The 13,718-nt window shown below is 41.9% G+C and carries 11 protein-coding genes; 4 read left to right on the top strand and 7 right to left on the bottom strand.

What is annotated here, in order from left to right:
* Positions 1–49 precede the first annotated feature (49 nt).
* From O3640_RS08940 to O3640_RS08930, 3 genes are all read right to left on the bottom strand, one after another.
* A complete protein-coding gene (locus O3640_RS08940; RefSeq protein WP_061593560.1) occupies positions 50–1,594 on the bottom strand; it encodes a peptide chain release factor 3 in 1,545 nt (514 codons plus the stop codon).
* Between the two features lie 538 nt (positions 1,595–2,132).
* The gene (locus O3640_RS08935) at positions 2,133–4,829 is read right to left on the bottom strand and encodes a cation-translocating P-type ATPase (RefSeq protein WP_082307449.1); all 2,697 of its coding nucleotides are present in this window, start codon (positions 4,827–4,829) and stop codon (positions 2,133–2,135) included.
* Positions 4,830–5,049: 220 nt separating this feature from the next.
* Complete coding sequence (locus tag O3640_RS08930; RefSeq protein WP_082307448.1) at positions 5,050–5,436, bottom strand: DUF1934 domain-containing protein; 387 nt, start codon at positions 5,434–5,436, stop codon at positions 5,050–5,052.
* 104 nt (positions 5,437–5,540) lie between these two features.
* On the opposite strand from O3640_RS08930, the gene O3640_RS08925 reads away from it, so the two are divergent.
* Genes O3640_RS08925 through O3640_RS08910 form a run of 4 tightly spaced genes read left to right on the top strand, consistent with a single transcriptional unit; the run spans position 5,541 to position 10,117 of the window.
* Complete coding sequence (locus tag O3640_RS08925; protein ID WP_045503982.1) at positions 5,541–6,842, top strand: HD domain-containing protein; 1,302 nt, start codon at positions 5,541–5,543, stop codon at positions 6,840–6,842.
* 1 nt (position 6,843) lies between these two features.
* The gene (yidA, locus tag O3640_RS08920) at positions 6,844–7,653 is read left to right on the top strand and encodes a sugar-phosphatase (RefSeq protein WP_082307447.1); all 810 of its coding nucleotides are present in this window, start codon (positions 6,844–6,846) and stop codon (positions 7,651–7,653) included.
* Positions 7,653–8,867, top strand: coding sequence for an aminoacyltransferase (locus O3640_RS08915; RefSeq protein ID WP_061595992.1), 1,215 nt, complete (start codon positions 7,653–7,655; stop codon positions 8,865–8,867). The genes yidA and O3640_RS08915 overlap by 1 nt, the downstream gene beginning before the upstream one ends.
* A gap of 14 nt (positions 8,868–8,881) precedes the next feature.
* Positions 8,882–10,117: an aminoacyltransferase gene (locus O3640_RS08910; protein ID WP_060970183.1), complete on the top strand. Its 1,236-nt coding sequence runs from the start codon at positions 8,882–8,884 to the stop codon at positions 10,115–10,117.
* Between the two features lie 62 nt (positions 10,118–10,179).
* Here O3640_RS08910 and O3640_RS08905 read toward each other — a convergent pair whose 3' ends face one another.
* The 4 genes from O3640_RS08905 to O3640_RS08890 all read right to left on the bottom strand — a co-directional run bounded on the left by O3640_RS08905 (position 10,180) and on the right by O3640_RS08890 (position 13,715).
* Positions 10,180–10,836 carry a CBS domain-containing protein gene (locus tag O3640_RS08905; protein ID WP_060970182.1) on the bottom strand — a complete coding sequence of 219 codons (657 nt, stop codon included), beginning with the start codon at positions 10,834–10,836 and terminating at the stop codon, positions 10,180–10,182.
* Between the two features lie 451 nt (positions 10,837–11,287).
* Entirely contained in the window at positions 11,288–11,998 is a 711-nt protein-coding gene (locus tag O3640_RS08900) for an ABC transporter ATP-binding protein (protein WP_008809553.1), read from the bottom strand.
* Positions 11,998–12,762, bottom strand: coding sequence for an ABC transporter ATP-binding protein (locus O3640_RS08895; protein WP_223361942.1), 765 nt, complete (start codon positions 12,760–12,762; stop codon positions 11,998–12,000). Before O3640_RS08895 ends, O3640_RS08900 begins: the two co-directional genes overlap by 1 nt.
* Positions 12,762–13,715 carry a branched-chain amino acid ABC transporter permease gene (locus O3640_RS08890; RefSeq protein WP_046165252.1) on the bottom strand — a complete coding sequence of 318 codons (954 nt, stop codon included), beginning with the start codon at positions 13,713–13,715 and terminating at the stop codon, positions 12,762–12,764. The genes O3640_RS08895 and O3640_RS08890 overlap by 1 nt, the downstream gene beginning before the upstream one ends.
* Between the last annotated feature and the right edge of the window lie 3 nt (positions 13,716–13,718).

Here is a 13,718-nt window from a genome sequence, read left to right as displayed (position 1 = left end):
CATGGCGTAGATTGCTTAGACTACTATGTAGCCAAGCAATCTTAGTACGTTACATCTTCTCTTCCAACTTGACATCCGGATACTTGTCCGCGAACCAACGTAGGGCAAAGTCGTTTTCAAAAAGGAAGACTGGTTGGTCAAAGCGGTCTTTGGCCAGGATGTTTCGACTAGATGACATACGCTCGTCCAGGTCATCTGGAGAAATCCAACGAACAGTCTTTTTGCCCATTGGTGTCATGACCACCTCAGCATTGTACTCGCCTTCCATCCGGTGCTTAAAGACTTCAAACTGGAGTTGACCAACAGCACCCAGCATATACTCGCCCGTCTGGTAATTGGTATAAAGCTGAATGGCTCCCTCTTGTACCAGCTGCTCAATCCCCTTATGGAAGGATTTTTGCTTCATGACATTCTTAGCTGAAACCTTCATGAAAATCTCAGGTGTAAAGGTTGGAAGTGGTTCAAATTCAAACTTGTTTTTTCCAACAGTCAGGGTATCCCCAACCTGATAAGTACCGGTATCGTAAACCCCGATGATATCTCCTGCTACAGCGTTGGTCACATTCTCACGACTTTCCGCCATAAACTGAGTGACATTAGATAGTTTGGCACTCTTCCCAGTACGAGGCAGATTGACACTCATACCGCGCTCAAACTCGCCTGAAACGATACGAACAAAGGCGATACGGTCACGGTGACGAGGGTCCATGTTGGCTTGGATTTTAAAGACAAATCCTGAGAAGTCCTTGTCATAAGGATCCACAATTTCTCCGTCTGTCTTCTTGTGTCCATGTGGTTCTGGAGCAAATTTCAAGAAAGTCTCAAGGAAGGTCTGCACCCCAAAGTTTGTCAGGGCTGACCCAAAGAAGACTGGTGTTAATCCTCCAGCAAGAATAGCTTCTTCTGAAAACTCATTTCCGGCTTCATTTAGAAGTTCAATATCCTCTTTCACTTGCTCGTAGAAAGGATTGCTACCAAAAAGCTTATCCCCATCTTCTAGACTAGCAAAACGTTCATCCCCTTTATAAAGCTCCAAACGTTGGTTATAGAGGTCATACAAGCCTTCAAAGGCTTTCCCCATACCGATTGGCCAGTTCATAGGGTAGCTAGCAATGCCCAAGACTTCTTCCAATTCTTGCAAGAGATCCAGTGGCTCACGACCGTCACGGTCTAACTTATTCATAAAGGTAAAGACTGGAATGCCACGGTGTTTGACAACCTCAAACAATTTCTTGGTTTGAGCCTCAATACCCTTGGCAGAGTCAACTACCATTACCGCAGCATCCACCGCCATCAAGGTACGATAGGTATCTTCTGAGAAGTCCTCGTGCCCTGGCGTGTCTAGGATATTCACGCGCTTGCCATCGTAGTCAAACTGCATAACAGACGAAGTTACCGAAATCCCACGTTGTTTCTCGATATCCATCCAGTCAGACTTGGCAAAAGTCCCTGTTTTCTTTCCTTTTACAGTACCGGCCTCACGAATCTCGCCCCCAAAGTAAAGCAACTGCTCAGTGATGGTTGTCTTACCTGCGTCCGGGTGGGAGATGATGGCAAAGGTACGACGTTTCTTAATTTCTTCTTGTAAATTCATTTTCTTCTCTTTCTCTCGTTTTAGGATAATGGTGAATGTTCATTTTTCTTCTATTTTACATCGGAATAGTCCAGTTCTTTCAACCTACCTATTATAGCGGATTTAGACCTTTTTTTCAATTATCTAGAAAAGATAAAAAATCGCCCTTGTGAGCGATTCTGTCATTTCTATCAATATAATTCATCTCAAAAATCTGACATGGCATTGCTAAAGAGGAAAATTACAAAGATTAGGATTAAAACCAGCAAATAGAGTAGTCGTTCTTTCCTGATTTCCAGTTCTTCTTTTTCTTCAATTGTCATGATAAAACAGCTTTGTTCCGTTTTTAGAGATAGAGGATAAAATCTTCTATCTTCATTTCACTCTTTTCATGCCTAAAATCTATTTTTTTGACATTGACTTACATCATGGACAAATCATGTAAAAAAATTTTCTCATTCCGTGATTTTATCTTAAACTATATTTTCAGCAGTAGATAATGTAAAGAGAGGGAACCTTTCCGATTCCCCCTCAATGATATTTATTATTAAACCAAGTTTTAAATCGCGTTTTTATCCAATCCCATTTTACGTTGAACAAACTTAACAATTTCTACAATGATAACCATAGAGAAGCTACCCAAGAGAACAACCGCCCATTGTGATAAGTCAAGCTTGGTTACATGGAAGATGCTTTCTAATGGATCGATAACAATCGTTGCTGCTAGTAAAATGAAGGATACCAAGATTGACCAGTTAAAGGTTTTAGATTTGAATGGACCAACTGTCAAAATAGACTGGTAAACAGATTTCACATTATAAGCATGGAAGAGCTGGATCAATCCCAGAGTTGCAAAGGCCATAGTAAGAGCATCTGCGTGAATAGCTGTATGATCTCCCGCATGAACTGGATTTGCAATAGCATAACCATAAACAGACAGAACCAATGCTCCTTGTAAGACACCTTGATAAATGATAGAACTCAAGACACCACCTGAGAAGAAACTTGACTTGCGCCCACGCGGTTTATGAGTCATGACACCAGGCTCAGCTGGCTCAACACCAAGAGCGATAGCTGGGAAGGTATCCGTTACTAAGTTAATCCAAAGCAAGTGAACTGGCTGCAAGACATCCCATCCAAATAAGGTGGCTAGGAAGATGGTTAAAACTTCAGCAGTATTAGCTGAAAGGAGGTATTGGATAGTCTTTTGAATATTAGAGAAGACCTTACGTCCTTCCTCTACGGCAACGATAATAGTAGCAAAGTTATCGTCAGCTAGGATCATGTCAGAAGCACCCTTAGATACCTCTGTACCGGTAATCCCCATACCGATACCAATATCCGCTGTCTTCAGAGCAGGAGCGTCGTTGACACCATCACCTGTCATAGCAACAACCTTACCTTGATTTTGCCAAGCTTTGACGATACGAACCTTGTGTTCTGGAGATACACGTGCATAAACAGAGTATTGGCCAACTACTTTTTCAAATTCTTCATCTGAAAGTTCGTTGAGCTCAGCACCTGTCAATACATGGTCTTCAGAATCATTTTCATCAATGATTCCCAAACGTTTGGCAATGGCTTCTGCCGTGTCTTGGTGGTCACCCGTGATCATGATTGGACGGATTCCAGCTTCTTTAGCGACACGAACCGCTTCTGCTGCCTCGGCACGTTCAGGGTCAATCATCCCAATCAAACCAGTGAAGATCAAGTTGTTTTCAAGTTCTTCAGAAGTAAGGTTTGCTGGAATACTATCGATAATCTTGTAGGCACCAGCTAGGACACGCAAGGCTTGGTGAGCCATTTCTGAGTTATTTGATTTAATCAGATGCGATGTAGCATCATCAATTGCTGCAATATCTCCGGCCTTATCACGAGAAACACAACGTTTCAAGAGTTGATCAGGAGCTCCCTTAACCGCTACAAGATAACGACCATCTGCAAGTGGATGAACGGTAGACATGAGCTTGCGGTCTGAGTCAAATGGCAACTCAGCCACACGAGGATATTTCTCTAAGAACCCTTTAACATCATAGCCTTTGTCCAAGGCATACTGGATGAAGGCTGTTTCAGTTGGATCCCCAATCAGGTTTCCTTCAGCATCAATCTTGGTATCGTTAGCCAAAACAACTGAACGAAGAAGAGGCATATCCAAGCCCAGTTCAATCTCATCAGCTGAGTCATGTAGGACTGCATCGTAGAAGACTTTTTCAACCGTCATCTTATTCATTGTAAGAGTACCAGTCTTATCAGAAGCAATGATTTCTGTTGAACCAAGTGTTTCTACTGCTGGCAACTTACGAACGATAGAGTTTCGTTTGGCCAAAACTTGAGTACCCAGGGCAAGAACGATAGTTACGATAGCAGGCAGACCTTCTGGAATGGCAGCAACAGCAAGCGCAACAGACGTCATCAACTCACCAAGTGGATCTTTTCCTTGGATAAAGACACCAACTACAAAGGTAACTGCTGCAATCACCAAAATAGCGTATGTCAAAACTTTAGAAAGGTTATTCAAATTTTGTTTGAGTGGGGTATCAGTCTCATCAGCATTTTGTAGCATACCAGCAATATGCCCTACTTCCGTATACATACCAGTATTTACAACCACACCAATCCCACGACCATAAGTGACATTAGAGTTTTGGAAGGCCATATTAACACGATCACCGATACCAGCATCTTCAGCAAGTTCTACAGACAAGTCTTTTTCAACAGGAACAGATTCACCTGTCAGAGCAGCTTCCTCGATTTTAAGAGAGTTGGCTTCAAAGAGACGTAAATCCGCAGGAACAACATCTCCAGCTTCTAAAATGACAATATCACCAGGGACCAGTTCTTTTGAATCCACTTCGGCTACATGTCCATCACGAAGAACACGCGCTGCTGGACTAGACATAGATTTGAGGGCTTCAATAGCTTCCTCAGCCTTACCTTCTTGGTAGACACCAAAAGCAGCGTTGATGATAACAACGGCCAGGATAATAATGGCATCCGCAATATCTTCTCCACCAGATGTAACAACTGAAAGAACAGCAGCTACTAGCAAGATAATAATCATCAAATCCTTGAACTGCTCGATAAATTTCACGAGGAGAGATTTCTTTTCACCCTCATCCAATTCATTGCGACCATATTCAGATAAGCGTTTTGCAACCTCACTGCTGGTCAATCCCTCTTTAGACGTCTCCATCTCTTGCAAGACTAAGTCTTGATCCTGAGTATAGAAAGCCTGACGTTTCTGTTCTTTAGACAAATTGTCTCCTCCTTTTTATAGGGTCTCTTTAAAATAGAAAAAGAGACCTGTTTATTAAACAAGTCTCGCTATTTCATACAAGGCCGGAAATTGCTTTCGTATTGACGACCATGTAACGGTTATTCCGTTAGCTACTCCCTTGAGTTGTTTATCATTGTATCAAAATTTCTCTTTTTTCGCAAGAAAATCTTCTAGCTTCTTTGAAAAAATTTCACATTTTTTACAACCAAGAAATCTCCATCTGGTAATCAGCAAATAATCGTTCTCCATCAGGTGTTTTAAGCTGGTAATCTAGACAAATGATTTGCTTATCTAGATCCAGATAATATCGTTGAGTATCCGTCATCAAGGTCTGCATCCCCATAGGAGTAGGCACCCCAACCAAGGCTCTGTCATCTTTGATGAACCGCATCAGAGTTTTAGGATTAGAAAAGCGGGTCATGGTCAATTCCGTATCATGAAATTTAAGCACCACTTTCTCGTCTTCCTCGTTTTTAAACAGTAAGTAATGATGATTACCTTTTTGAGTCCATTCAGCATCGTAAATTTGATCAATTAATTCTGTCTGACCATCTAATTGAATCTGGTTTTTCATCCGAATCTTCATAAGTTTTATCTCTCAATCTAGTCTTTTTCCTTTCTATTTTAACAAATTTTATCGGTTTTTTCTTCTTCTACTCTCTACAAAGCCATTTGTGTTATAATAGAAGCATGATTGAAAAAGTATTTCGTGATCCAGTTCACACCTATATCCATGTGGACCACCAAGTTATTTACGACTTAATTAATACTAAAGAATTTCAACGACTACGCCGCATCAAGCAACTGGGAACATCTGGTTACACTTTCCATGGTGGTGAGCATAGCCGTTTTTCGCATTGTCTGGGGGCCTATGAAATCGCTCGACGGATTACCAAAATCTTCGATGAGAAATATCTTCAAACCTGGGACAATCACGAGTCTCTTTTGGTAATGGTCACCGCTCTTTTACACGATGTAGGACACGGAGCCTACTCTCATAGCTTTGAGCGTTTATTTGATACCGATCATGAAGAAATCACACGCCAGATTATCACAAGTCCTGAAACCGAGATTAATCGTGTATTGACTCAGGTTTCACCAGATTTTCCTGAAAAAGTGGCCAGCGTCATTAACCACACCTATCCTAACAAGCAAGTGGTCCAGCTGATTTCCAGTCAGATTGATGTGGACCGGATGGACTATCTCTTACGGGACTCCTTTTATACCGGCGCTTCTTATGGTCAATTTGACTTGACAAGAATTTTACGGGTTATACGACCAGTTGAGAACGGAATTGCTTTTCAACGTAATGGTATGCATGCCGTGGAGGATTATGTGGTCAGTCGTTATCAGATGTACATGCAGGTTTATTTCCATCCAGCTAGTCGAGCCATGGAAGTTTTGTTGCAAAACTTACTAAAAAGAGCCAAATTCCTTTACGAAGATCAGAAGGATTTCTTCAAATTGACTTCGCCAAATTTACTACCTTTCTTTGAAAAAAGATTTAGTTTGCAAGACTATTTAGCTTTGGACGATGGAGTCATGAACACCTACTTCCAAAGCTGGATGACCAGTCCTGACACCATCTTATCTGACCTTGCTCAGCGATATGTCAACCGAAAAGTTTTTAAATCCATGATTTTCTCAGAGGAAAATGAAAAACATCTGGATGTCCTACGGCAACTCGTCAAACAAGTTGGTTTTGAACCTGATTATTACACCGCTATTCACCGTAATTTTGACCTTCCTTATGATTTTTATCGTCCAGACGTTGAAAAGCCACGTACTCAGATTGAAATCATTCAAAAAGACGGTAGTTTAGCTGAACTGTCTAGCCTTTCCCCAATTGTCCAGTCTCTTACGGGTACACGTCAAGGGGACAACCGTTTCTATTTTCCTAAAGAAATGCTGACAGATGCTGGTTTGTTCAATGAAAATAGCCAAGCTTTTCTAAGCTATATGAAAAACGATACTTTTATTTACGGAGAATAAGATGTCCATTAAACTAGTCGCCATCGATATTGATGGCACCTTGTTAAACAGCAAAAAAGAAATCACACCAGAAGTCTTTTCTGCTATCCAGGATGCCAAAGCTGCTGGAGTCAAAATTGTCATTGCAACCGGTCGTCCTATTGCTGGCGTTCAAAGACTCCTCGAGGAACTAGAGCTTAATCAACCAGATAACTATGTCGTTACCTTCAACGGCGGACTGGTGCAGGATACTGTTACAGGTCAAGAATTAATCAAAGAAACACTGACCTATGACGACTATCTGGATATCGAACTGCTCGGGCGAAAATTAGGTGTCCACATGCATGCCATCACCAAGGACGGCATTTATACAGCCAATCGCAACATCGGCAAGTACACTGTTTACGAGTCCAATCTGGTCAGCATGCCGATCTTCTATCGTACGCCTGAAGAAATGGCTGATAAAGAAATCGTCAAATGTATGTATATTGATGAGCCAGAAATTCTGGATGCAGCCATTGCTAAGCTACCACCGGAATTAGCCGAAAAATATACACTGGTTAAGTCAGCTCCTTTCTATCTGGAAATTGTCAAAAAGACTGTCAATAAAGGGGCTGCTGTCCTGCATCTGGCTGAAAAACTTGGCTTAAACAAAGGGCAAACTATGGCAATCGGCGATGAAGAAAACGACCGCGCCATGCTAGAAGCTGTCGGCTCTCCTGTTGTCATGGAAAACGGCAAGGAAGAACTCAAGAAAATCGCCAAATACATCACCAAATCAAACGACGAATCCGGCGTAGCATACGCCATTAGAGAGTGGGTTTTAAAATAATGTTTAGTTACAAAATTGGAATTTCAGCTCAAGAACACGACGATTTTGTCACGGCTCATCCCCAGGCCAATCTCCTGCAGAGTTCAGCCTGGGCTCAGATCAAAGATAACTGGGCTAATGAGCGCTTGGGCTTCTATAAAGACGACCACTTGGTTGCTGTAGCCAGTGTCCTGATCAAACCACTGCCCTTGGGAATGACCATGCTTTATATCCCTCGGGGTCCCATCATGGACTATGGTGACAAGGAGCTGCTGACCTTTGTTTTGGCGTCGCTCAAGAAATTTGCCAAGGAGAAAAAAGCGCTCTTTGTCAAGTTTGACCCTAGCCTCTTTCTGGCAGAAAGCAAGATGGGTGGCGAATTGCAAGACAAAGCCGAGACGGTAAAGCTGATTCAAGAGCTGCAGCATGCTGGAGCTGTCTGGGTCGGACGGACTGAGTCTCTGGACGAAACCATCCAGCCTCGCTTGCAGGCTAACATCCATAAAGAAGATTTCAGTGAGGATTTGCTTTCTAAAAGTACTCGCCAGGCTATTCGTACAGCCCGTAACAAAGGTATTCAAATCCAATTTGGCGGAGCAGAATTACTGGATGACTTTTCAGCCCTGATGAAAAAGACAGAAAACAGAAAAAACATCCACCTGCGTGGCAAAAACTATTATCAAAAACTCTTGGATACTTATCCTGACCACTCCTACATCACCTTGTCCAGTATTGATCTAAAGGCACGATTGGAAGACTTGCAGGCTCAGCTGACCAAGACACTCAAGGAAGCAGAGAAATTTACCGAGAAAACCAAGCCTGGCAAGATTGAGAATAACCAGCAAGAACAGAAACGCCTCCAAGAAGAGATTGACTTTCTGCAGGACAAAATTAGCCAAGGTGCTACTGTCGTTCCCCTGTCTGGTACACTGGTCTTGGAATACGGCAAAACCTCTGAAAATATCTATGCCGGAATGGACGAGGAATACCGTCGTTATCAGCCTGCCATCATCACTTGGTACGAAACAGCCAAACATGCTTTTGAGCGCGGAGCAGATTGGCAAAATATGGGTGGAATCGAAAACGATCTTAAGGGCGGTCTCTACAGCTTTAAATCCAAGTTCAATCCGACCATTGAGGAATTTGCTGGTGAGTTTAACCTGCCAACCAATCCTCTTTACCACCTCTCCAATCTGGCCTACACTATCAGAAAGAAACTGCGTAGCAAGCATTAAAAGAAAGGAAGCCTATGACCTTTAAACTTCTCAGTCAAGAAGAATTCATCCAGCATACCTCAGCTAGCTCCCAACGCTCTTTTATGCAGACCGTGGAAATGGCAGAGCTACTGAGCAAGAGGGGCTTCAGCACCCAGTATGTCGGCTACACTGACCCACAGGGACAGGTAGTGGTGTCAGCTGTCCTCTACAGCATGCCTATGACTGGTGGCCTTCATATGGAAATCAACTGCGGTCCTGTCTCTACTGACGCTCAATACCTGCCTCCTTTCTATCAAGCTTTGCAAGCCTATGCTAAAAAAGAAGGTGCCCTAGAGCTCATCATCAAGCCCTACGAGACTTATCAGACCTTTGACAGCAATGGCCAGCCCACATCTGATGAAAAGGTCGAGCTTATCCAGCAACTGACTGATTTGGGCTTTGACTTTGACGGCCTGCAGACAGGCTATCCAGGCGGGGAGCCTGATTGGCATTATGTCAAAGACCTAGCTGGTCTGACGGAGAAAGACTTGCTCAAGTCCTTCAGTAAAAACGGCAAGGCGACCGTCAAAAAGGCTAACACCTTTGGTATCAAGCTAACAAGGCTGGAACGTGACCAACTCAGCATTTTTAAAGACATCACAGCTACCACTTCTGACCGACGGGAATATGACGACAAGCCACTAGACTACTATCAAGATTTTTATGATAGCTTTGGACAGCAGGCGGACTTTATGGTAGCCAGCCTTAACTTCAAGGACTATCTTCAGAACTTACAAAAAGACCAAGAGAAACTGGGCCAGAAAATCCAGAAACTACAGGCTGACTTGGAAAACAATCCTCAATCTGAAAAGAAGCAAAACCAGTTGCGAGAGCTTTCCAGTCAGTTTGACAGCTTTGAAACCCGTAAAGCAGAGGCTCAAGATCTGATTGACAAATACGGTGACAAAGACCAAGTTCTGGCTGCCAGCCTATTTATCTACACCCCTCAGGAAGCGACCTATCTCTTCAGCGGCTCTTATCCTGAGTTTAACAAATTCTACGCTCCTGCTCTGCTGCAGGAATACGTTATGACTGAAAGCATCAAGCGAGGCATTCCATTTTATAATTTCCTCGGCATTATGGGAATTTTCGATGGTTCTGATGGAGTTCTGCGCTTCAAGCAGAACTTCAACGGCTTCATCGTCCGAAAAATGGGAACTTTCCGTTATTATCCTAACCCTCTTAAATTTAAAATCATTCAGCTCATAAAGAAAATTTTAAGACGTTAAGATGCGTAAATCTAAAATATACAAAAGGACCGGGAACATGATTCCCAGTCCTTTTGTATATTTTATAAGGCTTTCGCTTCTGTATGAACGATGCTATCCACATGAATCTGATTGTCTTCAAATTTTTTCTTGAGCGATTCTAAATCCACCTTGCCATCAATTTGAACTTCAATGACAACTTTACCATCTTTTCTCGGTATATTAACTGTATTTGAAATGTTCAGGTTTTCTTCCACCAATAAGCGAACAATATGTTCCAAAACACCGACTTCATCTTCAGTAACAAAGCGCGCTCGAACTCCTTCTTCTCCGTAACCAGATACTTCTAAAAAGGCTTTAAAGATATCTCGATCCGTTATCACACCATAAACTTGCTCATTGTCCACGACTGGAAGAATGCCGACTTTATTTTTCAACATCAGGTAAATCGCATCTTCTAGACTGGCATATTGGGATACCGTGATGACCTTTCGAATCATGACATCCTTAATCTTTGTTTTGTTGAGGAGGTAGTTCATCTCATAAATGGATAGACTAGTTGCTTTAGATGGGCTAGCTTCAGCAATTGTCCCTTCTGTCACAAGACCAACCAATTTATCATTTTCAATAACTGGCAATCTGTGCAAACCTTGCTCTCGCATAATATCTGCTGCGTGAGCAACCGTCGTATCAGGACTAATATAAACGACTTTGCGTGTCATAAAATCTTTTACTGCCATAAGAGTCTCTCCTCTATTTTTTCTTTCTTTTATTATACTGTTTTTTTTTCGCAATTTCAAACGCTTTCATCATTTTTCTTACTTTTTCAAAATTAAGAAAAATCCAGCTATTGGCAAAATTGGAAGAACCTCAATGAAAAACTACTGGAGAATTACTCAAGTTTCTAAAAATTATCTGGCTTAAGCTTAAGACTCATTCTATTCAAAATCACATTTTTAAATATAAATAATCTTATAACCAACCTACCTATCCTAATATATAAGGGTATTCTTCAAAACTTTGTGATTTCTCCTGCTTATTCAAATTAAATTAATAAAAAGCAGAATATGAAAGATCTACTGTCATTTCTATCCTAAAAACCAAAATCTTCAACCTGAAACAATCCCCCGGAAATTCTGACGAAAACTTGGTTTTCTTTATCTGCAACTTAAAAAGGTCCAATGGACCTTTTTAACCACCTAGATATGCTTTGCGGACTTCGTCTGAAGCGAGGAGTTCTTGTCCTGTTCCGGAAAGAACAATTTTACCAGTCTCAAGAACGTAGCCACGATTTGCAATCGAAAGTGCTTTATTGGCATTTTGCTCAATAAGGAGAACCGTTGTCCCTTGTTTTTGGATATCTTGAATGATGTCAAAAATTTCTTGAATGAAAATAGGTGCCAATCCCATAGAAGGCTCATCCAAAAGAAGTAGTTTAGGAGTAGACATCAAGGCCCGTCCCATCGCTAGCATCTGCTGTTCTCCACCAGAGAGAGTTGCAGCATCTTGGTTTTTACGCTCTTCCAAGCGTGGGAAACGAGAAAAGACCTTCTTCAAGTTGGCTTGATTTTCTTCTCGGTTCGTTTTTAGGAAGGCTCCCATTTCTAGATTCTCCATAACTGTCAAACCTGGAAAGACATGACGGCCTTCTGGAACCTGAGAAAGACCAGCTGCTACGATTTTCTGAGCTGGGACTTTCTGGATTTCGTTTCCTAAAAATTCAATTTTACCAGCACTCGGACGAACCAAGCCAGAAATCGTCCGAAGGATGGTTGTTTTACCAGCACCATTAGCGCCAATCAAAGAAACAACTTCTCCTTCATTGACTTCAAAGCTGACATCACGGACAGCCTGAATCATGCCATAGTGGACTGATAAATTCTCAACTTTTAACATAGTCATCAGGCTTCACCTCCTAGATATGCTTCAATAACTCGGTCATTGCTCTTGATTTCATCAGGTGTACCATGAGCAATCAAACGACCATATTCCAATACATAGATTCGTTCAGTAACTTCCATAACCAAGCTCATATCATGCTCAATCAACATAATGGTAATGTTGAATTCGTTTTTGATACGACGGATTAGCTCGGTCAATTCTGCTGTTTCTTGTGGGTTCATACCAGCAGCCGGCTCATCCAAAAAGAGAATTTTGGGTTCGGTAGCCAAAGCACGAACAATTTCTAGACGTCGCTGTTGTCCATAAGCTAAGTTTTTGGCCAAAGTCTCAGCTTCCTTGTCCAAGTCAAAAATCTTCAGCAAATCCAGAGCCTTATTTTTCAACTCTTCTTCATTTTTATAGAAAGCTGGTAGGCGGAAGAAGGAGGCAAAAGTATGTGGCTTGTGGTGATTCCCAAAAGCAATCAAGACATTGTCTAAAACTGTCAAATCTTTAAAGAGACGGATATTTTGGAAGGTACGTCCAAGTCCGAGCGATGCAATTTTATATGGAGCTTTGCCATTTAGCAAGTGACCATCTAAAGTCACTGTCCCTTCACTTGGCTCGTATACCCCCGTCAATAAATTAAAGAGAGTTGTTTTACCAGCACCGTTTGGCCCGATAAGTCCGACCAATTCTCCCTCATTTAGCTCTAAAGTCACATCTCCAACGGCTGTCAGACCACCAAAATGTTTTGTTAAATTTTTTACATCAAGAAGTGCCATTATTCTTTGACCTCCTTATCTTTTTTGAAAAAGCGTGACAATTGCAGCTCCCAAGTACCTAGAAGTCCACCTGGACGGAAGATCATAACCAAGATAAGAGCGAGTGAATAGATAATCATTCGAATGCTTGAGAACTCTTGCAAGAGCATGTTCAAAATACCGAGTACAATTGCTGCGATAACTGTTCCTGTCATAGATCCTAAACCACCAAATACAACAATGATTAGGACATTGATCGTGTTGGTAAAAGAGTAATCCTTAGGCACAACTGCTCCGATAAAACCAGCCTTCAAAGCACCTGCAATTGATGCTGTTATCGCCCCAAAGACAAAGGCAACGACTTTAGCCTTAGTTGTGTTAACACCTACAGACTCTGCTGCAATCTCATCTTCACGGACAGACAAGGTTTTACGCCCCAGAGGACTACGCAAAAAGTTCAATGTGAACAAAGTAGTAATAACAACAAAGAAATAAACCATCTGCCAGCTAGTAAAGCCAGGAATACTTAAAATACCAGCAGCACCATTAGTAACTTCTCCACCATTCACAATCAAGATACGAATAATTTCAGATACTCCAAGAGTTGCAATGGCCAAGTAGTCTCCCTTTAGTCGAAGTGTAGGAATCCCAACTCCCAAGGCAACAAGTCCTGCAATGAAAGCCCCTAGTATCATAGCAGCAAAAAAGGCAGGATAGGTTGGAGATTTTGTTCCGATGATCGCAACCGCATAGGCACCAATAGCCATGAAACCAGCATGGCCTAGAGAAAATTGCCCTGAGAATCCAACAATTAGGTTGAGACCAACAGCTAGAATAATGTTAATACCGATTTCTTCTAAGATTTGCAAATGGAAGGCGTTCAGTATTCCTCCACCAGCTAAGACAGTAATCAAGACAAAGCCTGCAAGAATTAAAGCAAGCCATAGAAGATTTACTTTCAGATTTTGCTTCATATC

This window comes from Streptococcus sp. 27098_8_75 (assembly GCF_041432475.1).
Taxonomy (GTDB): domain Bacteria; phylum Bacillota; class Bacilli; order Lactobacillales; family Streptococcaceae; genus Streptococcus; species Streptococcus gordonii.
Note: the sequence above shows the minus strand (reverse complement) of the source record. Positions and strands in the feature narration are given on the sequence as shown.